The sequence below is a fragment of the Pseudomonas sp. Pseusp10 genome (assembly GCF_059492225.1).
In genome coordinates this window covers 5,644,236-5,665,828 of the sequence record NZ_CP168528.1, presented here as the reverse complement: position 1 = coordinate 5,665,828, position 21,593 = coordinate 5,644,236, and the positions used below count along the sequence as shown (strand labels likewise).

The 21,593-nt window shown below is 58.6% G+C and carries 20 protein-coding genes; 15 read left to right on the top strand and 5 right to left on the bottom strand.

Features of this window, described 5'->3' with window-relative positions; translation table 11 throughout:
• The first annotated feature begins 242 nt into the window (after positions 1-242).
• The 4 genes from secA to ACEN8Z_RS25810 all read left to right on the top strand — a co-directional run bounded on the left by secA (position 243) and on the right by ACEN8Z_RS25810 (position 6,053).
• The gene (gene secA, locus ACEN8Z_RS25825; RefSeq protein WP_495596081.1) at positions 243-2,978 is read left to right on the top strand and encodes a preprotein translocase subunit SecA; all 2,736 of its coding nucleotides are present in this window, start codon (positions 243-245) and stop codon (positions 2,976-2,978) included.
• Positions 2,979-3,099: 121 nt separating this feature from the next.
• Positions 3,100-4,317: a bifunctional glutamate N-acetyltransferase/amino-acid acetyltransferase ArgJ gene (gene argJ / locus ACEN8Z_RS25820; RefSeq protein WP_007990760.1), complete on the top strand. Its 1,218-nt coding sequence runs from the start codon at positions 3,100-3,102 to the stop codon at positions 4,315-4,317.
• Positions 4,318-4,479: 162 nt separating this feature from the next.
• A complete protein-coding gene (locus ACEN8Z_RS25815) occupies positions 4,480-5,112 on the top strand; it encodes a glutathione S-transferase family protein (protein WP_495596080.1) in 633 nt (210 codons plus the stop codon).
• Positions 5,109-6,053: a Nudix family hydrolase gene (locus ACEN8Z_RS25810; RefSeq protein ID WP_495596079.1), complete on the top strand. Its 945-nt coding sequence runs from the start codon at positions 5,109-5,111 to the stop codon at positions 6,051-6,053. Before ACEN8Z_RS25815 ends, ACEN8Z_RS25810 begins: the two co-directional genes overlap by 4 nt.
• Positions 6,054-6,170: 117 nt before the next feature.
• Here ACEN8Z_RS25810 and ACEN8Z_RS25805 read toward each other — a convergent pair whose 3' ends face one another.
• The 3 genes from ACEN8Z_RS25805 to ACEN8Z_RS25795 are packed head-to-tail and all read right to left on the bottom strand — an operon-like array spanning position 6,171 to position 9,754.
• Positions 6,171-6,752 carry a cob(I)yrinic acid a,c-diamide adenosyltransferase gene (locus tag ACEN8Z_RS25805; protein WP_495596078.1) on the bottom strand — a complete coding sequence of 194 codons (582 nt, stop codon included), beginning with the start codon at positions 6,750-6,752 and terminating at the stop codon, positions 6,171-6,173.
• A 2-nt stretch (positions 6,753-6,754) separates the two neighbouring features.
• A complete protein-coding gene (locus ACEN8Z_RS25800; protein WP_495596077.1) occupies positions 6,755-8,791 on the bottom strand; it encodes a sensor histidine kinase in 2,037 nt (678 codons plus the stop codon).
• Between the two features lie 45 nt (positions 8,792-8,836).
• On the bottom strand, positions 8,837-9,754 hold the full coding sequence (locus tag ACEN8Z_RS25795; RefSeq protein WP_008000744.1) for a putative 2-dehydropantoate 2-reductase: 918 nt from the start codon (positions 9,752-9,754) through the stop codon (positions 8,837-8,839).
• A gap of 135 nt (positions 9,755-9,889) precedes the next feature.
• Here ACEN8Z_RS25795 and ACEN8Z_RS25790 point away from each other — a divergent pair, with 135 nt between their 5' ends.
• Together ACEN8Z_RS25790 and ACEN8Z_RS25785 are read left to right on the top strand one after the other, a co-directional pair.
• Positions 9,890-10,375, top strand: a complete 486-nt coding sequence (locus ACEN8Z_RS25790) for a YajQ family cyclic di-GMP-binding protein (protein ID WP_007990750.1) — start codon at positions 9,890-9,892, stop codon at positions 10,373-10,375.
• Between the two features lie 136 nt (positions 10,376-10,511).
• The gene (locus tag ACEN8Z_RS25785; RefSeq protein ID WP_008000743.1) at positions 10,512-11,354 is read left to right on the top strand and encodes a mechanosensitive ion channel family protein; all 843 of its coding nucleotides are present in this window, start codon (positions 10,512-10,514) and stop codon (positions 11,352-11,354) included.
• Between the two features lie 144 nt (positions 11,355-11,498).
• Here the strand turns inward: ACEN8Z_RS25785 and ACEN8Z_RS25780 are convergent, their stop codons facing one another.
• On the bottom strand, positions 11,499-12,827 hold the full coding sequence (locus tag ACEN8Z_RS25780; protein WP_495596076.1) for an OprD family porin: 1,329 nt from the start codon (positions 12,825-12,827) through the stop codon (positions 11,499-11,501).
• A gap of 910 nt (positions 12,828-13,737) precedes the next feature.
• Between ACEN8Z_RS25780 and ACEN8Z_RS25775 the strand changes: the two genes are divergently transcribed.
• The gene (locus ACEN8Z_RS25775; protein WP_495596075.1) at positions 13,738-14,163 is read left to right on the top strand and encodes an HIT domain-containing protein; all 426 of its coding nucleotides are present in this window, start codon (positions 13,738-13,740) and stop codon (positions 14,161-14,163) included.
• A 3-nt stretch (positions 14,164-14,166) separates the two neighbouring features.
• Positions 14,167-14,373, top strand: coding sequence for a SlyX family protein (locus ACEN8Z_RS25770; RefSeq protein WP_007977339.1), 207 nt, complete (start codon positions 14,167-14,169; stop codon positions 14,371-14,373).
• A 65-nt stretch (positions 14,374-14,438) separates the two neighbouring features.
• On the opposite strand, the gene ACEN8Z_RS25765 is transcribed toward ACEN8Z_RS25770, so the two are convergent.
• Positions 14,439-15,041, bottom strand: a complete 603-nt coding sequence (locus ACEN8Z_RS25765) for a cold-shock protein (RefSeq protein ID WP_007995644.1) — start codon at positions 15,039-15,041, stop codon at positions 14,439-14,441.
• Between the two features lie 589 nt (positions 15,042-15,630).
• Between ACEN8Z_RS25765 and ACEN8Z_RS25760 the strand changes: the two genes are divergently transcribed.
• The 7 genes from ACEN8Z_RS25760 (at position 15,631) to ruvB (ending at position 21,571) form a co-directional block, all read left to right on the top strand.
• Positions 15,631-15,966, top strand: a complete 336-nt coding sequence (locus tag ACEN8Z_RS25760; RefSeq protein WP_495596074.1) for a ribbon-helix-helix domain-containing protein — start codon at positions 15,631-15,633, stop codon at positions 15,964-15,966.
• A 136-nt stretch (positions 15,967-16,102) separates the two neighbouring features.
• Positions 16,103-16,324, top strand: a complete 222-nt coding sequence (locus ACEN8Z_RS25755) for an FmdB family zinc ribbon protein (protein ID WP_032829812.1) — start codon at positions 16,103-16,105, stop codon at positions 16,322-16,324.
• A 120-nt stretch (positions 16,325-16,444) separates the two neighbouring features.
• Entirely contained in the window at positions 16,445-18,220 is a 1,776-nt protein-coding gene (gene aspS / locus ACEN8Z_RS25750) for an aspartate--tRNA ligase (RefSeq protein ID WP_007995642.1), read from the top strand.
• A gap of 135 nt (positions 18,221-18,355) precedes the next feature.
• Positions 18,356-19,102: a YebC/PmpR family DNA-binding transcriptional regulator gene (locus ACEN8Z_RS25745; protein ID WP_007995641.1), complete on the top strand. Its 747-nt coding sequence runs from the start codon at positions 18,356-18,358 to the stop codon at positions 19,100-19,102.
• A 159-nt stretch (positions 19,103-19,261) separates the two neighbouring features.
• Positions 19,262-19,786, top strand: a complete 525-nt coding sequence (ruvC, locus tag ACEN8Z_RS25740) for a crossover junction endodeoxyribonuclease RuvC (RefSeq protein WP_007990733.1) — start codon at positions 19,262-19,264, stop codon at positions 19,784-19,786.
• 114 nt (positions 19,787-19,900) lie between these two features.
• Positions 19,901-20,509, top strand: a complete 609-nt coding sequence (gene ruvA / locus ACEN8Z_RS25735; RefSeq protein WP_007995640.1) for a Holliday junction branch migration protein RuvA — start codon at positions 19,901-19,903, stop codon at positions 20,507-20,509.
• Positions 20,510-21,571 carry a Holliday junction branch migration DNA helicase RuvB gene (ruvB, locus tag ACEN8Z_RS25730; RefSeq protein WP_007990728.1) on the top strand — a complete coding sequence of 354 codons (1,062 nt, stop codon included), beginning with the start codon at positions 20,510-20,512 and terminating at the stop codon, positions 21,569-21,571.
• Positions 21,572-21,593 lie beyond the last annotated feature (22 nt).

Here is a 21,593-nt window from a genome sequence, read left to right as displayed (position 1 = left end):
CTTTTGTGGGCGCTTTACCCATTAAATCAACAACTAACTTCTGCCTTGAACGGCTTGAAGTTGAGCAAAACGCCCTTATTTTAAGTGAGCCCCGTCAAAGCGCTGTGCCAGCATCGTGGAATATCGCCACTTTCCTCTCCATCGTTTCCGGGTAGAATGCTCGTTCGCATGCGGCCATGAGGGCTGCACGGGCGACTCACGGGGCCGCCCTCCATCCCTTTAGTGTGGAAGATCCTGCCGATATGTTTGCGCCTTTGTTAAAGAAACTTTTTGGAAGCAAGAACGAGCGTGAAGTCAAACGCATGCTCAAGACGGTGCAACTCGTCAATGCCTTCGAAGAGCAAATGGTGGCCCTTTCGGACGATCAATTGCGTGCCAAGACCAGCGAGTTCAAGGCCCGCATCGCCAAAGGGGAATCCCTCGACAAAATGCTGCCAGAAGCCTTTGCGGTCGCCCGTGAAGCCGGCAAGCGTGTCATGGGCATGCGCCACTTCGATGTCCAGCTGATCGGCGGCATGACCTTGCATGAAGGCATGATCGCGGAAATGCGCACCGGTGAAGGCAAGACCCTGGTGGCAACACTGGCCGTTTACCTGAACGCGTTGTCCGGCAACGGCGTTCACGTTGTGACGGTGAACGACTACCTGGCCCGCCGTGACGCCAACTGGATGCGCCCGCTGTATGAATTCCTCGGCCTGACGGTCGGCGTTGTCACGCCGTTCCAGCCGCCGGAAGAGAAGCGTGCTGCCTACGCCGCCGACATCACCTACGGCACCAACAACGAATTCGGTTTCGATTACCTGCGCGACAACATGGCGTTCAGCATGGAAGAAAAATTCCAGCGCGAACTCAATTTTGCCGTGATCGACGAAGTCGACTCCATCCTCATCGACGAAGCTCGTACGCCGCTGATCATCTCCGGTCAGGCCGAGGACAGCTCCAAGCTGTACATCGAGGTCAACAAGCTGATCCCGCAGCTGAAGCTGCACGTCGAAGAAGTCGAAGGCGAAGTGACCCAGGCCGGTCACTACACCATCGACGAGAAGAGTCGTCAGGTCGAACTCAACGAAGCCGGTCACCAGTACGTCGAAGAAATGCTGACCAGCATCGGCCTGCTGGCTGAAGGCGAGAGCCTGTACTCGGCGCATAACCTGAGCCTGTTGACCCACGTTTACGCCGGCCTGCGCGCGCACAAACTGTTCAATCGCAACGTCGAATACATCGTGCAGGACGGTCAGGTCGTACTGGTCGACGAGCACACCGGCCGTACCATGCCGGGCCGCCGCTTGTCCGAAGGTCTGCACCAGGCCATCGAAGCCAAGGAAAACCTGAACATCCAGGCCGAAAGCCAGACACTGGCGTCGACCACCTTCCAGAACTACTTCCGTCTGTACAACAAGCTGTCCGGCATGACCGGTACGGCCGACACCGAAGCGTTCGAGTTCCACCAGATCTATGGCCTGCAGGTCATGGTGATTCCACCGAACAAGCCGCTGGCCCGTAAAGACTACAACGACCTGGTGTTCCTGACCGCCGACGAGAAATACGCGGCAATCGTGGCTGACATCAAGGAAAGCATGGCCGCAGGCCGTCCGGTTCTGGTCGGTACTGCCACCATCGAAACCTCCGAGCACATGTCTGGCCTGCTCGTGAAGGAAGGCATCGAACACAAGGTTCTGAACGCCAAGTTCCACGAAAAGGAAGCCGAGATCATTGCCCAGGCCGGTCGCCCGGGTGCACTGACCATCGCCACCAACATGGCTGGTCGTGGTACCGACATCCTGTTGGGCGGTAACTGGGAAGTGGAAGTGGCCTCGCTGGAAAACCCGACCCCTGAGCAGATTGCCCAGATCAAGGCCGACTGGCAGAAGCGTCACCAGCAAGTGCTCGAATCGGGCGGTTTGCAGGTGATTGCGTCCGAGCGTCACGAATCGCGCCGTATCGACAACCAGCTGCGTGGTCGTGCCGGTCGTCAGGGCGACGCCGGTTCCAGCCGCTTCTACCTGTCGCTGGAAGACAGCCTGATGCGCATCTTCGCCTCTGACCGGGTGAAGAACTTCATGAAGGCCCTGGGCATGCAGCCCGGCGAAGCGATCGAGCACCGCATGGTGACCAACGCCATCGAAAAGGCCCAGCGCAAGGTTGAAGGCCGCAACTTCGACATTCGCAAACAACTGCTCGAGTTCGACGACGTCAACAACGAACAGCGTAAAGTGATCTATCACATGCGTAACACGTTGCTGGCCGCTGACAACATCGGTGAGACCATCGCCGACTTCCGTCAGGACGTGCTCAGCGCCACCGTTAGCGCACACATTCCTCCGCAATCGCTGCCTGAGCAGTGGGACGTGGCCGGTCTGGAAGCTGCGTTGCAGAGCGATTTCGGTGTGGCGCTGCCGATCCAGCAGTGGCTCGATGAAGACGATCACCTGTACGAAGAAACCCTGCGCGAGAAACTGATGCAGGAACTGATCGCGGCGTACAACGAGAAAGAAGACCAGGCGGGCGCCGAAGCGCTGCGCACCTTCGAGAAACAAATCGTTCTGCGCGTACTGGACGACCTGTGGAAAGACCACCTGTCGACCATGGATCACCTGCGCCACGGCATCCACTTGCGTGGTTATGCCCAGAAGAACCCGAAGCAGGAGTACAAGCGCGAGTCGTTCACCCTGTTCTCCGAGTTGCTGGATTCGATCAAGCGCGACTCGATCCGTGTGCTGTCCCACGTTCAGGTTCGCCGCGAAGACCCGATCGAAGAAGAGCAGCGCCTGCGTCAGGAAGCCGAGGCATTGGCCGCTCGCATGCAGTTCCTGCATGAAGAAGCCCCAGGCCTGGAGCATCCGGAAGTGTTGGGTGAAGAGGTCGATGTTGCCCTCGCTGCTGCGCCGGTTCGAAACGAGCAGAAGCTGGGTCGTAACGAGCTGTGCTATTGCGGTTCGGGCAAGAAGTTCAAGCATTGCCACGGGCAGATCCAGTAAAACCCGTTTCAATCGCTGAAATACCCGCGCCGCGACCGGCTTCTGCCGTCGCGGCGTTTTACCATTCGAACCACCGTTTTTCCTGAAGCGGTGCTGACATCATCTATAAAGGAGCGCATTCATGGCTGTTGGTCTTGGTCCTTTGCCAACGTTGCACCCGGTTGCCGGTTTTGAACTCGGTATTGCCTCGGCCGGTATCAAGCGCCCGGGGCGCAAGGATGTTGTGGTGATGCGCTGTGTTGAAGGCTCCACGGTTGCCGGCGTGTTCACCCTGAACGCGTTTTGCGCTGCTCCGGTGATCCTGGCCAAGCAACGCGTGCAAGGCCCTGTGCGTTACCTGCTGACCAACACCGGCAATGCCAACGCCGGCACCGGCGAACCTGGCCTGGCCGCCGCCGAGCGCACCTGCGCCAGGTTGGCGGAACTGACCGGTGTCGATGCCAGCCAGGTGCTGCCGTACTCCACCGGTGTGATTGGCGAGCCGCTGCCGGTCGAGAAAATCGAAGGCGCGCTGCAGGCTGCCCTCGATGATCTGTCGATCCACAACTGGGAAGCTGCCGCCACCGGCATCATGACCACCGACACCCTGCCAAAAGGTGCCAGCCGTCAGTTCCAGCACGACGGTGTGACCATCACCGTTACCGGCATCAGCAAAGGCGCCGGCATGATTCGCCCGAACATGGCGACCATGCTCGGCTACATTGCCACCGACGCCAAGGTATCCCGCGACGTTCTGCAAAACCTGATGCTCGATGGCGCCAACAAGTCGTTCAATCGCATCACCATCGATGGTGATACGTCGACCAACGATTGCTGCATGCTGATCGCCACCGGTCAGGCTGCGCTGCCGGAAATCACCCGCGCCGAGGGCGAGTTGTTCGCCAAGTTGAAGCAAGCGGTGTTCGAAGTGTGCATGGACGTGGCCCAGGCCATCGTGCGCGATGGCGAAGGCGCGACCAAATTCGTGACCGTTGAAGTCAACGGCGGCGGCAATCACCAGGAATGCCTGGACGTTGGTTACACCGTGGCTCACTCGCCGCTGATCAAGACCGCATTGTTTGCTTCCGACCCGAACTGGGGCCGTATCCTGGCCGCTGTTGGTCGTGCCGGTGTGCCGAACCTGGACGTGAGCAAGATCGACGTATTCCTCGGTGACGTGTGCATTGCCAGCCGTGGCGCGCGCGCCGCGACCTACACCGAAGCCCAGGGCGCGGCGGTGATGCAGCAGGAAGAAATCACCATTCGTATCGAACTGGGTCGTGGCGATTGCAGCGAAACCATCTGGACCACCGACCTGTCCCACGAGTACGTGAAAATCAACGCCGAGTACCGTACGTAAGACCGAGTCGCCCCTATCGCGAGCAGGCTCGCTCCCACAGTGACCGCGTTGAACACAACCATTGTGTACGCCGCTGAACCTGTGGGAGCGGGCTTGCCCGCGATGACGGATGACCAGACGCTAGAGATTTTGGCCTGTCCCCCTCATCAAAAGGTCCCGAATATGAGCCTGCACCTGATCATCGGCGACAAACTGCTTTCTTCCTGGTCCCTGCGCGGCGCCCTGGCTCTCGATCTGACTGGCGCTGCCTACACCGAAGAACTGATCAAACTGAACCAGCCGGACACCCGCGAGCGTCTGCTTAAGCATTCGCCCACCGGCAAGGTCCCGCTGTTGAAAACCGAACACGGCACCATCGCCGACTCTCTGGCGATTGCCGAATACCTGGCAGAACAGTTTCCGGCCGCCGGCCTCTGGCCGAAAGACATCGCCGCCCGTGCCCAGGCGCGCTCGGCGTGTGCACAGATGCACAGCGGATTCTTCGCCATGCGCGGCAACATGCCGTTTGACCTGAGCCATGACGCCCCTTTGTCGCCGGTCCCGGCTGACGTTCAGGCCGACCTCGATCGCATGTCGGCGCTGTGGGCCGAATGCCGTGCTGCCGCGACCGAAACCGGGCCGTACCTGTTTGGCCGTGCAACCCTGGCAGACGTGTTTTTCGCACCGATTGCCGTGCGCTTGCGCACCTATCAGGTGAAGCTGTCTGCAACTGACGAAGCCTACGTTGAAACCCTCTACCAATGGCCGGCTTTCAAGGCCTGGCAGAAGGCCGGACTGGAGGAGTTGGAAAAGTGAAACGAGTCCATGTCGCCGCCGCCGTCATCCGCGATGGCAGTGGCCAAATCCTGATCGCCCGTCGTGCCGACTCACAGCACCAGGGCGGCTTATGGGAGTTTCCAGGCGGTAAGGTCGAGGCCGACGAGTCGGTCGAAACCGCACTGGCCCGCGAACTTCATGAAGAGCTGGGTATCGTGGTCGGCGCTGCGCGCCCGCTGATCAAGATCCGGCACGATTACCCGGACAAGCAAGTGTTGCTGGATGTCTGGGAAGTCTCGTCGTTTACCGGCGAGCCTCACGGCGCCGAAGGCCAACCGCTGGCCTGGGTGGCGCCCCGCGACTTGTCGGGTTACGAGTTTCCGGCGGCCAATCAGCCGATCGTCGCGGCCGCGAAGTTGCCCCCTCAGTACCTGATCACGCCGGAAGATCTGGAAGCACCGGCATTGCTGCGTGGTATTCAGAAGGCCATTGCCGGCGGCATCAAGCTGATCCAGTTGCGTGCACCGAACGGCTACGACCCGAAATACCGCGACCTGGCCGTGGATGCGGCAGGGCTGTGTGCCGGCAAGGCGCAGTTGATGATCAAGGGGCCGTTCGAATGGCTGGGCGACTTCCCGTCCGCGGGTTGGCACATTACTTCGGCGCAGCTGCGCAAGTACGCAGCGGCTGGCCGACCGCTACCGGCATCGCGCTGGCTGGCGGCGTCGTGCCATAACGCGCAAGAGCTGGCGCTGGCCGAACAGATGGGGGTGGATTTCGTGACCCTGTCGCCGGTTCAACCCACTTTGACTCACCCGGGCGCCGAGCCGTTGGGTTGGGAGCAGGCCTCGAGCTTGATCGAAGGGTTCAGCAAGCCGGTGTTTCTGCTCGGCGGTGTTGGCCCGGCAGAGGTCGAGAAGGCTTGGGCTGCGGGCGCGCAAGGGGTGGCGGGGATTCGGGCGTTTTGGCCTGACGCCTGATTTTCCGGTGATGCAAACGGCTTCATCGCGAGCAAGCTCGCTCCCACAGGTTTTGTGATCGCCACAAATCCACTGTGGGAGCGAGCTTGCTCGCGATGAGGGCCTGACAGGCGCCGACTAAACCTCAGGTTTCGCAGCCGGCTGCCAAAGAATCTCCGCCACGCCCTGACGCTTGGCAATCAGTCGCGCCACCACAAACAACAAATCCGACAATCGATTGATATACGCCAGTCCAACCCCGGCCAGCGGTTCAATCGCATTTAGCTGCTGACACCGCCGCTCGGCACTGCGCGCCAGGCTGCGGCAGACATGAGCCTGGGCAATCAGCGCCGAGCCACCGGGCAAGATGAAGTTTTCCAGTGGTCCCAACTCTTCATTCCACACATCGATCGCGGCTTCCAGACGTTCGATTTCTGCTGCATTCAACGCCTGATACACCGGCATCGCCAGTTCGCCGCCAAGGTCGAACAATCGATGCTGGCAAGGTGCCAAAACATCGATCACTTCCTGCAAGCCTGTAAAGGTGTGCGTTTGCGCCGCCAATCCGGCCAGCAACACGCCCACCTGACTGTTCAGCGTATCGACTTCGCCAATGGCCTCGATCCGCGGGTGATCCTTGGGTACGCGACGGCCATCGCCCAGCCCGGTCTCGCCTTTGTCGCCAGTGCGGGTGTAAATCTTCGACAAACGAAAGCCCATGGTTACCTCGATAGCAGATTGAGTTCTTGCGAGACAGGTGGCGTGTTTGCCAGGGGCAGGCGCAAGGTGAAGCAAGTGCCTTGGCCCAGAGTCGATTGCACTTCCATCTGCCCCTTGTGGTTGTTGGTGATGATGAAATACGACACCGATAGCCCAAGGCCGGTGCCTTGGCCGATTTCCTTCGTTGTGAAGAACGGCTCGAAAGTCCGTTTGCGCACGCTTTCGCTCATGCCGATGCCGTTGTCCTCTACCTGAATTTCCGCCCACGGCGGATTGAGCCTGGTGCGCAGAGTGATCCGCCCCGGTTCGCTGTCGTCTTCGCGCTGGTGAATGGCTTGCGCGGCGTTTTTCAACAGGTTGAGCAGCACCTGCTCCAGTTCGTTGGCGGTGCCGGGTACCGGACCCAGCGCCGGATCGAACTGACGAATGATGGCCTGGCCCTTGAAGTCGAAGCCGATTGCCAGGTCAAAATCGTTGCTGGCGATCTCCACCGCCTGGTCGATCAGCGCGGGCAAATCGCACGGGGCCATCTGGCGGGTGCTGCGGCGGCTGAAACTGAGCATGTGGGTGACAATTTTCGCCGCCCGGGCACCGGCCTGCTGGATGCCGTCAAGCAACTGTGGCACCTCGCGGATTTGCAGATACTGGTTGACCGTCGCCAGTTCGATTCCGGCGTGTTCAGCCAGTTCAAGGTTCTTCGGCAGATCGGGTGACAGGCGTCGGCGGATGTTTTGCACGTTATGCAGGATTGCACCCAGGGGGTTGTTGATCTCGTGGGCCATGCCGGCGGCAAGGCCACCGACCGAGAGCATTTTCTCCGACTGCACCATCATCTCTTCCAGGGACAGGCGCTGGGTGATGTCGTCGATCCGGATCACCACGCCGCGCCCGGCACCGCCCATCAACGGATAGAAGGTCAGGGCATAGTGGCGGGGCTCTTCATCCTTGAGCCAAGTGACACGTTCGATTTTGGCCACTGTATGTTGCTCGACCGTTTGCTTGAGTTGCGGCAAGAACGGCTTGAGCGGTTCAAAGGCAAGGAAGATTGGCTGGTTCAGGGCTTCGTCGAGGCGTGTACCGGACAGGGCGCTGGCCTCCTGGTTCCATTGCGTCACGTAGAGCTGTTCGTCGAGGGCGATCAGTGCTGACGGCATCGAGTCAATGATGCTGTTGAGGTAGTTCTGAAAACCGGTGAGCTTTTTCTCGATCTTGCTGCGCACCTGGACTTCGAGTTCCAGTTTTCGGTTGGTGTGCCGGGTTTCTTCGGCCAGCCCCTGGGCCTGGTCGTAGGCGGCCTGGGAGTCGTCCCTGGCCCGCTTGAGTTGCTGCTCCCGGGCCTCGATCCGCGAAAGCATGGTGTTGAACGCTTCGGCGAGGCTGCCGATTTCATCATGGTTGCCGCGAGAGGCGCGCAGGGAATAGTTCTCTTCGCGGGTCACCTGCCGGGACAGTTCTTCGAGCTGATGGATCGGCCGGGTAATCAGGCGCTTGATCTGACGGGCAATGACCAGCCAGAGCAGTACACTGAAAATCAGAATCCCCAGGCTGGCCGTCAGGGTCCCGGTGTAGAACGCCACCGGCAGTTCGCTGCTGGCCACCAACAGCAAATGCCCCGGTGCGGTTCCGGGGCGGGGCAGGGTGATGACCTGGTTGCTGCGAAACTCGGTCACCTGCCAGTCTTCGATATGCTGGAACCGTTTCGGCAGCTCCAGTTTGTCGCCGCTCTGCAGTTGCGCCAACTGCTCGCCCTTGCCGTCATACAGGACTGCCGCGCGCAGCGGTGAATAACTGTTGAGTTCGTTAAGCAGACGCTCGGCGCTTTGCGGCGACTCCAGGGCTTCGGACACCAGGCTCGGGTTCGACACCAGTCGGCCGATGGTCTGCAGGGCCTGTGGTGCCATGCTTTCCTGGGAGATGTAGTAGGCGGCGCTGATGAAGGTCAGGTTGGCGACCAGCAGGACAGTGGTCAACAGGACCAGCAGGGCGGCCAGCAGTTTCTGGCCGACAGGCAGGTTTTCAAGGCGCTGGCGCAATGGCATCGGGTTCATCGCTGAAAAGGAACAAGTGGCCAGCGTAGCCGCTGCTCAGTCGCTGGGCAATCCAAGGCTTTGCAGGCGAGCAATCAACCTCGACTCAAGCTGATTGAGGTGAGGCAGGTTCAGTTGATGGCGCCCGGCCACTTTGCAGGCGTAACCCAACAGGTAGCTGATTTCTGTGCGGCGCTGGCTCGTGACGTCCTGGTGCATCGAGGAGTAATTCGCTGCGGTGGCGTGAATCACCCGCTCGACTTCCTGTTGCAGGTTTTCGGCCGCTGCCGGCTGACCACAACGGTCAAGCAACTCCACCAGTTCACCGCACAGGGTGGCGACTTCGCAGTGATGTTGCTGTAAACCGCCGTTGCGGCAATCGTGCAGCACCGTCAGCGGATTGATCGCACAGTTGAGGGCGAGCTTGCGCCACAGCCTGGTCAGAATCTCCGTGCTCCACTCGTGAGGGATGCCGGCAGCGCTCAGGTCATCGAGCCAGATCGGTGCCACTGGATGGCTGGCATCCCCCAGCCAGGTGAAACCATGCCCGGCAAACACCACGCGCCAGTCGCCATCGCGAAAGGCGCCTTCGGTGCTCGACGCACAGATGCAACGTGCCTGAGGCACCTGTGCCGCCACCGCGTCCTGACTGCCCAGGCCATTTTGTAGCAGGATCAGTTCGGCGCCGGGGGCCAGGCGGGGCGCCAGCCGGGCCACCGCACTTTCGGTATCGTAGGCTTTGCAGGCCACCAGCAGGCGGTTGATCGGCTGCGTGCTGTCGGCGGTCTCGGCGGGTACGGCATAGTGTTGCGCCTCGCCGTGTTCCACCAGTGTCAATCCACCAGCCGCCTCATAGGCTTGCAGCCTCGCTGTGTCCCGCAGGATCAGCCTGACTGGCACTCCGGCCCGTGCCAGACGTGTCGCCCATAAAGTGCCGAGGCTGCCGGCGCCCAGAACATGCCAGGTGGTGGACATCAGCTTTTTGCTCTGTTTAAGGCGTGCATCGGCAGCTCACAGTGAATGATGGGAAAGACCCGTTATAATCAGCGCGGATTTTAACCGCAAGCCAGGCGTGCTCCATCGGTACGCCTTTATATTTGGAGAGATTACATGCCGTCGTTCGACGTGGTATCCGAACTGGACAAACACGAAGTCACCAACGCGGTCGAGAACGCCGTCAAGGAACTCGATCGTCGTTATGACCTGAAAGGCAAAGGCAGCTTCGAGTTCAAGGAAAAAGACCTGACCGTCAACCTGACCGCGGAAGCGGATTTCCAGCTCGAAGCAATGATTGAGATCCTCAAGCTGGCGCTGGTCAAGCGCAAAATCGACGTGCAGTGCCTTGAGGTCAAGGATGCTTTTGCGTCGGGCAAGCTGATGAAGCAGGACGCCGTCCTCAAGGAAGGCATCGACAAGGAGCTGGCAAAGAAGATCGTCGCTCACGTCAAAGACGCCAAGCTCAAGGTCCAGGCCGCAATCCAGGGTGAGCAAGTGCGCATCACCGGCAAGAAGCGTGACGACCTGCAAGAAGCCATTGCCGTGCTGCGGGCCAAGGAATTCGGTATGCCGCTGCAGTTCAACAACTTCCGCGACTGACCTCGAAAGCGGGAACCTCTTGGCGTTTGCGACGTCGGAGGCCCAAGCATCGGCAGAAACGATTGAGCCCGTCGCGGTTCGATCTTTCTGCCGCTTTTTTACGCGTGCCGGATAGCCGGAAAAAAGGAGCAAGCAGATGGACTTAAATGCTGAGGTAGACAACCTGGTCAAGGTTTCCCAAACCTGGATCCCGATGATCATGGAGTACGGCAGTCGTGTACTGCTGGCGGTCATCACCCTGGCCATCGGCTGGTGGCTGATCAACAAGGTCACGAAAAAGCTTGGCGGCCTGATTGCATTGCGTAACGCCGACCTGGCGCTGCAAGGCTTTATCAGCAGCCTGGCGAACATCATCCTCAAGATCCTGCTGATCGTCAGCGTGGCTTCGATGATCGGTGTGGAAACCACTTCGTTCGTGGCGGCGATTGGTGCGGCGGGTCTGGCCATTGGTCTGGCCTTGCAGGGTAGCCTGGCGAACTTCGCCGGTGGTGTGCTGATTTTGCTGTTCCGTCCGTTTCGTATCGGCGACTGGATCGAAGCTCAGGGTGTCGCCGGCACCGTCGACAGCATCCAGATTTTCCATACCGTACTGCGTACCGGTGACAACAAGACCATCATCTTGCCCAACGGCAATCTGTCGAACGGCATCATCACCAACACCAATCGTCAGCCGACCCGCAAGGTCGTGTTTGATGTAGGCGTTGATTACGAAGCAGACTTGCAGAAAGCCCGTGAAGTGTTGCTGGAACTGGCCAAGGATCCGCGTGTATTGACTGACCCGGCACCTCAGGCAGTCATTTCGACATTGGGTGACAGTTCTATCACTGTTTCCCTGCGTGTCTGGGTGAATACTGCGGATTATTGGGATGTGATGTTCATGTTCAACGAACTGTCCCGTGATCGTCTGAGAGAGGCGGGCATCGATATTCCATTTCCACAGCGGGTTATTCGCGTGGTTCAGGAATCTGCTGCGCAGTGATTGGTTTTCTGGTCAATGCCTGACTATTCGGTCAGGCATGTTCTGCATGGATCTGATCGTTTAAACACACTGTTGTCACACCAACGAAAAAGGCCCATCCGAAGATGGGCCTTTTTTTGATTACCGCGAACTAACTTTCTGCAATTACAGAATGTTGAGCGGGTAGTCGGTGATCAGGCGGAACTCAGAGATATCGCCTTCGCCTTCGTCAGCATTGGCGGTGTGCCATGCTTGACGGATGCGGAACGACAGGTCTTTGGCTGGGCCCGATTGAATGACGTACTTGGCTTCCACGTTGGTTTCGTGGTGTTTGCCGTCTGCACCGTACAGACCGGTGTAGGTGCTGTTCGATGGAGTGTTGGTACCGTCGATGTTCCAACCATTCACGTAACGAACCATGAAGCTCAGGCCAGGCACACCGTACTCGGCCATTTTCAGGTCGTAACGGGCTTGTACCGACTTCTCGCCAGGGGCGTTGAAGTCAGAGTACTGGATGGAGTTGGCGAGGAAAATCGAGTCGCCACCACGGTTGTTGTCACCCACACCGATGTAGTCGAACGGGGTATCGCCGTTGACCTTCTGGAAGGCCAGGGTCAGGGTGTGTGCTTTCAGGAACGAGTAAGCAGCAGCCAGGGAGTAGGCGGTGTTGCTGATGTCGCCTGCTTTAGCGTTACCGGTGTCCTTGGTGTTGTAGATGTTACCGTCGAAGTTGATCGAGTTATCGCCGCCCAGTGCGAGGGTGTAGTTCGCGTTGGCGTAGTACTGGTTCCAGACGTCTTCGAGCTTGGCACCGTAAAGCGATACGCTCAAGTCCGGGGTAATGCCGTACTTGCCACCGAAGTAGTCGATGGAGTTGGCTGTCACGCCAGCGTAAGTAGCGAACAGTTCGCCGTCACGAGCGTTGCGGTCCTGGCTGGTTGCCGAGTAGAAGTGACCGGCTTCGAGGTCGAGGTCAGTAACTTCGCTGCTCTGCAGTTGGATACCGCTGGCAGTTTGGTGAAGGATACGGGAACCACCTACAGCGAACACCGGAGAGGTGCTTGGCTGCATGTCGCCGATTTTCAGCTCGGTCTTGGAGATGCGGAACTTGGCGGCAGCACCGGCTTTGCCCTGGCTGTTGTTGACTTCGCCATCAGAGTCCACGGACATGTTGCCGGAACCTGCATACTTGTCGGAGCCGTCCAGCTTAATGGCCAGTTGGCCCCAAGCTTCAACGCCAACACCGATCAGACCTTGGGTGTAGCCCGAGCTGTACATGCCCTGGATGCCCTGGGTCCAGTCTTTGTCATCGACTTGGCCGTTTTTCTTGTTACGGTTGTAGTAGTAGTTGCGAACCAGCAAGTCGAGTTTGCTGTCTTCAACGAAACCTTTGGCTTCAGCCTGGTCACTTACGAAAGGGGCGGCCGTAGCCAATTGAGTACTGGCTGCTGCTGCAACTGCCAGTGCGATCATGCTCCACTTCATCACGCGCATCGTGATTTGCTCCTTTGGTTTTAGAAGAGTACTGCCGTCCCACCTGGTTTATTATCTGGGCGGCTCTTTCTTTTTGTGTCGGCGCAAACTTATATCACGCCGACAATGTTGGCGATACTTGCGTATCTAACCTTTCGCCTTCTTTACGACCCTGTCGCAAACAGCGTGCTAGATGTCGCAAATTTCCAGCTCCGACGCAACCGGGCTGACAACATTAATGCTGTTTTCTGAACCTTGGCGTCGGTAAAAAGAGTCCTGGTGAAACGTTTGAATCTCCATCGGGCTACCTTGCCACTGTTTTTTTTGCCTCAAGACCTCCGCTTCCAGCGGGTGTCACTCAGGCGATATTGGGTATGAATGCAACAAGCGTGCACAAATCCGGGTTTTGCTGCGGTTTTTTTCTCATTGACCTTCTGACGCTGTAAAAACCTCATAAAACCGGGGGGTTCAAGCACCTTTAGTTTGGGCTTGACGCCTTGCCTGACATCATGTTGTACCGTTCTGGTCCACTGAATGACAAGCAAAAATGTTACCGGTTCACCCCGCCAGTGAGTAGATGGCGGATGTCGAAGCATTCAGCGTAGACCCACGGTGCGGTTTTGGTGCAAAAAAATTTTAGCCTGATACTGAATTCATCCAGGTCGACCGCTTGTTCGAAGCGAACTCCTTGTTGTTAATCAGTCACTTCGGCGTTTTTTGCTGGCTGGTCGGTTCTGTAATGGTGCGCCACAACGAAAAATGTCTCATCCGGGGGCGGGCTGTCAGCCTTTCGCTGGCGCTCATGGGCTCTGTGCAAGGTTCGTCGTGAAGCGTGCGCCGTTCGCAGGTATGCTGCCGTCCGGTCGTTTGGTGCGCTGTCCCTCGGGATGGGCGCTAAGCTGAAAATGATGCCCCGGCGGGAGTGCGCGCAGTGTTCGCTTTAGATTCACGACTTCAACAAGACACGTTACCGATCGGGGACTTTCCGCTCTGCCGGTTGCTGTTGTCCAACGACTCGAACTATCCCTGGTTCATCCTGGTACCTCGTCGCGAGGCTATCAGTGAGATATTTCAGTTGGATGTCGCAGACCAGCAGCAGCTTTGGCTGGAGACGACGGCGCTTTCGCAAGTGCTCAAGGACTCGTTCGACGCGGACAAATTGAATGTTGCGGCGCTGGGCAACGTTGTCAGTCAGTTGCATATGCATGTGATTGTGCGCAAGCGCGAAGATGCCGCCTGGCCAGCGCCGGTTTGGGGTAAGCATCCGGCAAAACCCTACGGTTCGGAGCAGATCGCCGCCATTCGCGAACGTTTGCGTCTGATTTTGACCGATGATTTTACGTTTCTGGAGGGCTGAACCATGAGCCTGGAAGAACGCGTTACCGATCTTGAAAGTCGCCTGGCGTTTCAGGATGACACCATCCAGGCATTGAATGATGTGCTGGTGGCGCAACAGCGGGTGGTCGAGCGTCTGCAGCTGCAAATGGCTGCACTGCTCAAGCGGCAGGAGGAAATGGTCGGCCAGTTCGAGTCATTCGAGGAGGAAGCGCCGCCGCCGCACTATTAAACAAGGCGCAAGCATAAAAAAACCGCGAACAGCTCGGGCTGTACGCGGTTTTTTTTAGCCTTGAATCAGCGGCGCGGCAGTGCGGCGATCACATCTTCGGCTTGCAGGCCCTTGTCACGATTCATGACGGAGAACTCCACGCGCTGGCCTTCGACCAGGACGCGGTGGCCTTCGCCACGAATGGCCCGGAAGTGCACGAAAATATCGTCACCGGAGTCGCGGGAAATAAAGCCGAAGCCTTTGGACGTGTTGAACCACTTGACGGTGCCGGTATCGCGGTTGCTCATGTCGTAGCTTGGCGAGGCGGCGACCGGTGATGACTTGTAGAAACTGATGGCCAGGTGCAGAAAAACAGCAACCACGGCGGCGATCAGGCTGAACAGAACGGCGGGTTGACCGGCGATGACAGGCATCGGTGCGATCAGCGTCAGGGTTTGCAGGACCACAGCCAGAACCAGCAGGGCGCTGACCAGGTTTTGCAGTTGATGGCGCGGGCCTTTGTTCCAGTAAGGGATGACAGGTGCAAGTGTGAGGTTGAGCAGGCCGAAAAAGGCCAGGTACAGAGCATCGGGTTGTTGCAGGTAAGGTAAAGCCTCGGACCGCAGGCTCGGGATGAAGGACAGCAGCAAGGCCGCTGCGCCTATCAGTAGATGGACGATTTTCAACATTTTGATTAACTCACGTTAAGACAGCTCACAAGGAAGAGCTGATGGCGCACGGTTCGCTTCAAAACAATAAAGAGGCGTTGGACACGTACCCGGTATCAGCCTATGCGCCGTACCCGGAAAAATAGGCACTGGCGACACGCTGTCTATTTAACAGCAAAGCCGCGGGCTACTCAAATCAGGGCGTCCGGCGGCTCTTTTGGGGCGATTTGCCGCAGGTTGCCCGAAGTTTCGGAGCTGTGGCAAGGCGGCCGACTTGCTGCCCGGCGTATGCAGGTGCATGAAAAAAAACGGCGTGGATGCTTCGCACTCTGCTGGATCAGTAACGCTTGCGTGCGCGGATGACGCCTTGAAGTGTTATTCGCGCTCTTCTTTCCTACGCCATTCAATACTGTGCTTCTGAAGGGGGTGTCACTTCGCTGCGTGGGAAAATGTCCGGAGTAGGACGTTCTCCAGGGGCTGCCAACAGTTGTTGGCTTATCCTACGCCGAGGGTCATAAAGTCGTCTGGATATACCTTTGTATCTGCGTTTTTATAAGTCGACAGACAGTTGCTCTTAAGGAAACCAGGATGGCAAAGGAGTGTCAGCGTTATGGTTTATGAAAGGCAAGAAGAGAGGCGATACGGTTCGCACAAAAATGTAAGGGTTGACCCGTTCGTTCGTGAGTTCGATATGGGGTTGGCCCAGCCCTTGTCCCGCTCCGTACGATTGAATGGCTTCGCCACCTGTTTGCGGCTTGAGCAGGTTTATTGGGAGATTTTGGGGGAAATGGCCCGGGTCAATTGTTGCTCGGTCAGCAGCCTGTTATCTCATGTGGATCGCGAAGTTCACTTGCGTCACGGTGGGGTAAGGAATTTCAGCGGGTTGGTGCGGGTTGTCTGTGTCGTGCACAGTCTCAGGGAAGGGGGCTGCATCGTCACGACCTAGTCTGGACAGCGAAAGCGGCAGAGTGTCGGTCTGTGCTGTCTTACGGCTGCACAGGCCGCATTTAATGGATATAATCCCGCTCTTTGCCGCAAAACCCTGCGTGTGCGGTAGCAATCTGATCGCCGAGACAACCTCCATGCCGATGTACGATTATCAATGTGCTTCCTGTGGTCATCAGTTGGAAGCCATTCAAAAGATCAGCGATGCACCGCTGGTCGACTGCCCTGCCTGTCAGGCGCCAGAGCTTAAAAAACTGCTGTCCATGCCGGGCTTCCGCCTCAGCGGCACCGGTTGGTACGAAACCGATTTCAAGACCGGTTCCAAGAAGAACCTGGCCGGCGGCGACAAAGCTGACTAAGGTCTGGACCCTGGGTTGAACCACACGCGTGAGCTCTTGCATCACCCGACGACTTTTTAAAGACGGGGCTGCTGTAGGATCTCCACCGAATTTCGAATTACGAGAAGTGAAAACACGACCATGATGCGCAGCCATTATTGCGGCCAACTGAACGAAAGCCTGGACGGCCAGGAAATTACCCTTTGCGGATGGGTCCACCGTCGCCGTGACCACGGTGGGGTGATTTTCCTCGATATCCGTGATCGTGACGGTCTGGCCCAGGTCGTGTTCGATCCGGACCGCGCTGAAACCTTCGCTGCTGCCGATCGCGTGCGCAGCGAGTACGTCGTGAAGATCACCGGCAAGGTTCGCCTGCGTCCGGCCGGTGCGACCAACGCCAACATGGCGTCGGGCATGATCGAAGTCCTCGGCTATGAACTCGAAGTGCTGAACGAATCGGAAACCCCGCCGTTCCCGCTGAACGAGTTCTCCGACGTCGGCGAAGAAACCCGCCTGCGCTATCGCTTCCTCGACCTGCGTCGCCCGGAAATGGCCGAGAAGCTGCGTCTGCGTTCGCGCATGACCACCAGTATCCGTCGCTTCCTGGACGAGAACGGCTTCCTCGACGTCGAGACGCCGATCCTGACCCGTGCCACTCCTGAAGGTGCTCGCGACTACCTGGTGCCGAGCCGTACTCACGCCGGTTCCTTCTTCGCCTTGCCGCAATCGCCGCAGCTGTTCAAGCAACTGCTGATGGTGGCCGGCTTCGACCGTTACTACCAGATCGCCAAGTGCTTCCGTGACGAAGACCTGCGGGCCGACCGTCAGCCGGAATTCACCCAGATCGACATCGAGACCAGCTTCCTCGATGAAAAAGAGATCATGGGCCTGACCGAGCAAATGATCCGCAACCTGTTCAAGGAAGTGCTGGGCCTGGAATTCGGCGAGTTCCCGCACATGACCTTCGAAGAAGCCATGCGCCGCTACGGTTCCGACAAGCCAGACCTGCGTAACCCGCTGGAACTGGTGGACGTGGCTGATCAGCTCAAGGAAGTCGATTTCAAGGTGTTCAGCGGCCCGGCCAATGATCCGAAATGCCGTATCGCTGCCTTGCGCGTACCTGGCGGGGCGAGCATGCCGCGCAAGCAGATCGACGACTACACCAAGTTCGTCGGCATCTACGGTGCCAAGGGTCTGGCGTACATCAAGGTCAACGAGCGCGCCAAGGGTGTTGAAGGCCTGCAGTCGCCAATCGTGAAGAACATCCCTGAAGACAACCTCAACGTGATCCTCGATCGCGTCGGTGCGGTCGACGGCGATATCGTGTTCTTCGGCGCCGACAAAGCCAAGATCGTCAGCGAGGCCCTGGGCGCGCTGCGGATCAAACTGGGCCATGACCTGGACCTGCTGACTTGCAAGTGGGCGCCAATGTGGGTCGTCGACTTCCCGATGTTCGAAGAAAACGACGACGGCAGCTTCACCGCCTTGCACCACCCGTTCACCGCACCGAAGTGCACCCCGCAAGAGCTGGAAGCCAACCCGGCTGGCGCTCTGTCCCGTGCCTACGACATGGTGTTGAACGGCACCGAACTGGGTGGCGGTTCGATCCGTATCCACCGCAAAGAGATGCAACAGTCGGTGTTCCGTCTGCTGGGTATCAATGAAGCCGAACAGGAAGAGAAATTCGGCTTCCTGCTCGACGCCCTGAAGTACGGCGCGCCGCCGCACGGTGGTCTGGCCTTCGGTCTGGACCGTCTGGTGATGTTGATGACCGGCGCCCAGTCGATCCGTGAAGTGATCGCCTTCCCGAAAACCCAGAGCGCGGCGGACGTCATGACTCAGGCACCGGGCCAGGTGGATGCCAAGGCATTGCGCGAGTTGCACATTCGTTTGCGCGAAACGCCCAAGGCTGAGTAAGGTCGACCTGAAGGCGCATCTTCGGATGCGCCTTTTTTCTATCTGTAAAGATCGAAAACGGGTCGGGATTTTTATTTGCCGGTTGGCGCATCATGGCGTGGCGGGCAATGTTTCAAAGAGAATTCGGAGCGAGTTATGGCAGGTCATTCCAAGTGGGCGAACATCAAGCACCGCAAAGAACGTCAGGATGCCAAGAGAGGCAAGATCTTCACCAAGTGGATTCGCGAGCTGACCGTCGCAGCCCGTCAGGGTGGCGGTGATCCGGGCTCCAACCCGCGGCTGCGTCTGGCGCTGGACAAGGCCCTGGGTGCGAACATGAGTCGTGACATCATCGATCGTGCTGTCGCCCGCGGTACCGGCGCTGCCGATACCGATGATGTGGTCGAATTGACCTATGAGGGCTACGGTCCTGGCGGCGTGGCAGTGATGGTCGAATGCATGACCGACAACCGTAATCGCACTGCAGCCGCTGTTCGTCACGCGTTCAGCAAGTGCGGTGGCAACCTCGGGACTGACGGTTCGGTGGCCTATCTGTTCGAGCGCAAGGGGCAGATTTCCTTCGCTGCCGGCGTGGATGAAGACGCGTTGATGGAAGCGGCCATGGAAGCCGACGCCGATGACGTGGTGACCAACGAAGACGGTTCCATCGATGTGTTCACCTCGTTTGCCGGTTTCTATTCCGTGCGTAACGCACTGGAAGCGGCGGGTTTCAAAGGTGACGACGCGGAAATCGTCATGTTGCCGACCACCAGCGCCGAGCTCGATCTGGAGGGTGCCGAGAAAGTCCTCAAGCTGATCGACATGCTCGAAGACCTGGATGACGTGCAAAACGTCTATTCCAACGCGGAAATTCCGGAGTCGGTGGCCGCGCAGCTCGGTTGACCCGCTTCCTTCTGTAGGAGCGAGCCCTGCTCGCGAAAAACCTGAGAACGACGCTAATCTAAAGCGTTGCGTTATCGTTAAGGTCCATCGCGAGCGAGCTCGCTCCTACAGCGAGCGGTGTCATGGCCGACGCGTTATTTCAATTTATCCGCAGGCGTTATGACTTTAATTCTTGGTATCGACCCCGGTTCACGCATCACCGGTTACGGTGTGGTTCGTGATACCGGCCGTGGTTGTGAGTACGTCGCCTCCGGTTGTATTCGCACCGGTGCCGGCGAGTTGCATGAGCGCCTGCAAATTGTCTATCGCGGTGTGCGGGAGATCATTCAGACCTATGGCCCGGTCACCATGGGTATCGAAAAAGTGTTCATGGCCCGTAACGCCGACTCCGCCCTGAAACTGGGGCAGGCCCGTGGCGCCGCTATCGTGGCGGGGGCGGAAGAGAGTCTGGAAATCGCCGAGTACACGGCGACGCAGGTCAAGCAGGCCGTAGTCGGCACCGGTGCGGCCAACAAGGAGCAGGTGCAGATGATGGTCATGCATATGTTGAAGCTGACCAGCAAACCGCAAATCGATGCTTCGGATGCCCTGGCCATTGCCATCTGCCATGCTCATACCCGTTCCAGCCTGCTGCCCCATGGTCTGGGAGCGGCACGCAGTCGTGGCGGGCGCCTGCGTCTCTGATAGCATCAGCAATCATTTTTATGGAGTGGGGGCGTTTCGCCTGGGTTGTCGGCGGTACTTCCTCGCTCTGTCAGTCGCTGGCCCAGAGCTGGCCAACGCTCAAGGATTTGTAACGTGATTGGACGTTTGCGCGGCACCCTGGCTGAGAAGCAGCCACCGCATCTGATTCTGGATGTAAACGGTCTGGGTTATGAACTTGAAGTGCCCATGACGACTCTTTATCGCTTGCCGTCGGTCGGTGAGCCGCTGACCTTGCACACCCATTTGGTGGTGCGCGAAGACGCGCAGTTGCTCTATGGTTTTGTCGGCAAGCGTGAGCGGGACTTTTTTCGTGAATTGATCCGCCTCAATGGCGTCGGTCCGAAACTGGCGCTGGCCTTGATGTCGAGCCTTGAAGTCGACGAACTGGTGCGTTGCGTGCAGTCCCAGGATACTTCGGCGCTGACCAAGGTCCCGGGCGTCGGCAAGAAAACCGCTGAACGCTTGCTGGTGGAACTCAAGGATCGCTTCAAGGCCTGGGAAACCGTACCGGCCATGTTCGCCCTGGTGCCGAACCAGCCGGATGGACCCGCCCCGGTGAACACTGCCGAAAATGACGCCGTCAGCGCCCTGATTTCCCTGGGGTACAAACCCCAGGAAGCCAGCAAGGCGGTGTCTGCAATCAAAGAGAAAGGTTTGAGCAGTGAAGACATGATCCGCCGCGCCTTGAAGGGAATGATCTAAGTGATTGAAGCTGATCGTCTGATCGCTGCCACGCACAGCCCGCGTGAGCGCGAAGAAGTCCAGGACCGGGCGATTCGCCCGGTCAGCCTGGCCGAGTACATTGGCCAGCCGACCGTTCGCGAGCAGATGGAGTTGTTCATTCAGGCTGCCCGCGGTCGTAACGAGTCCCTGGATCACACGCTGATCTTCGGGCCGCCCGGCCTGGGCAAGACCACCCTCGCCAACATCATCGCCCAGGAAATGGGGGTGTCGATCAAAAGCACCTCGGGGCCGGTGCTGGAGCGCCCCGGTGACCTGGCGGCGCTGTTGACCAACCTTGAGCCCCACGATGTGCTGTTTATCGACGAAATCCATCGCCTGTCACCCATCGTTGAAGAAGTGCTGTACCCGGCCATGGAGGATTTTCAGCTCGACATCATGATCGGCGAGGGGCCGGCCGCGCGCTCGATCAAGCTGGATCTGCCGCCGTTCACCCTGGTCGGCGCAACGACGCGGGCGGGGATGCTGACCAACCCGTTGCGTGACCGTTTCGGCATCGTCCAGCGCCTGGAGTTCTATAGCAACGCCGACCTGGCGACCATTGTCGGTCGTTCGGCGAACATCCTCGGTTTGCCGCTCGACCCGGAAGGCGCCTTCGAAATCGCCCGTCGCGCCCGTGGCACGCCACGAATCGCCAACCGGCTGCTGCGTCGGGTGCGTGATTTCGCCGAAGTTCGCGCCAAGGGGCATATCACCAAGCCGATTGCCGACCTGGCGCTAAACCTGCTGGACGTCGACGAGCGTGGCTTCGATCACCAGGACCGGCGCCTGTTGCTGACCATGATCGAGAAGTTCGACGGCGGGCCAGTCGGGGTCGACAGCCTGGCCGCGGCCATCAGCGAAGAGCGTCACACCATTGAAGACGTGCTGGAGCCTTATCTGATCCAGCAGGGCTATATCATGCGCACGCCACGGGGGCGGGTGGTGACGCGGCATGCCTACCTGCATTTCGGTTTAAACATCCCGTCACGATTGGGCGAAATGCCCGTGGTAGACGAGTTCCTCGATGCCAGTGACGATTAATTAACATTGCGTGCTGATTTTT

Excerpts from the sequence above, each read along its gene's own strand:
- aspS (WP_007995642.1), top strand. The coding sequence starts at position 16,445 with ATGATGCGCAGCCATTATTGCGGCCAACTGAACGAAAGCCTGGACGGC.
- ACEN8Z_RS25770 (WP_007977339.1), top strand. The coding sequence starts at position 14,167 with ATGAGCCTGGAAGAACGCGTTACCGATCTTGAAAGTCGCCTGGCGTTT.
- secA (WP_495596081.1), top strand. The coding sequence starts at position 243 with ATGTTTGCGCCTTTGTTAAAGAAACTTTTTGGAAGCAAGAACGAGCGT.
- ACEN8Z_RS25755 (WP_032829812.1), top strand. The coding sequence starts at position 16,103 with ATGCCGATGTACGATTATCAATGTGCTTCCTGTGGTCATCAGTTGGAA.
- ruvC (WP_007990733.1), top strand. The coding sequence starts at position 19,262 with ATGACTTTAATTCTTGGTATCGACCCCGGTTCACGCATCACCGGTTAC.
- ACEN8Z_RS25760 (WP_495596074.1), top strand. The coding sequence starts at position 15,631 with ATGGTTTATGAAAGGCAAGAAGAGAGGCGATACGGTTCGCACAAAAAT.
- ACEN8Z_RS25815 (WP_495596080.1), top strand. The coding sequence starts at position 4,480 with ATGAGCCTGCACCTGATCATCGGCGACAAACTGCTTTCTTCCTGGTCC.
- ACEN8Z_RS25795 (WP_008000744.1), bottom strand. The coding sequence starts at position 9,754 with ATGTCCACCACCTGGCATGTTCTGGGCGCCGGCAGCCTCGGCACTTTA.
- argJ (WP_007990760.1), top strand. The coding sequence starts at position 3,100 with ATGGCTGTTGGTCTTGGTCCTTTGCCAACGTTGCACCCGGTTGCCGGT.
- ACEN8Z_RS25785 (WP_008000743.1), top strand. The coding sequence starts at position 10,512 with ATGGACTTAAATGCTGAGGTAGACAACCTGGTCAAGGTTTCCCAAACC.
- ACEN8Z_RS25745 (WP_007995641.1), top strand. The coding sequence starts at position 18,356 with ATGGCAGGTCATTCCAAGTGGGCGAACATCAAGCACCGCAAAGAACGT.
- ACEN8Z_RS25790 (WP_007990750.1), top strand. The coding sequence starts at position 9,890 with ATGCCGTCGTTCGACGTGGTATCCGAACTGGACAAACACGAAGTCACC.
- ACEN8Z_RS25800 (WP_495596077.1), bottom strand. The coding sequence starts at position 8,791 with ATGCCATTGCGCCAGCGCCTTGAAAACCTGCCTGTCGGCCAGAAACTG.
- ACEN8Z_RS25805 (WP_495596078.1), bottom strand. The coding sequence starts at position 6,752 with ATGGGCTTTCGTTTGTCGAAGATTTACACCCGCACTGGCGACAAAGGC.
- ACEN8Z_RS25765 (WP_007995644.1), bottom strand. The coding sequence starts at position 15,041 with ATGTTGAAAATCGTCCATCTACTGATAGGCGCAGCGGCCTTGCTGCTG.
- ACEN8Z_RS25780 (WP_495596076.1), bottom strand. The coding sequence starts at position 12,827 with ATGCGCGTGATGAAGTGGAGCATGATCGCACTGGCAGTTGCAGCAGCA.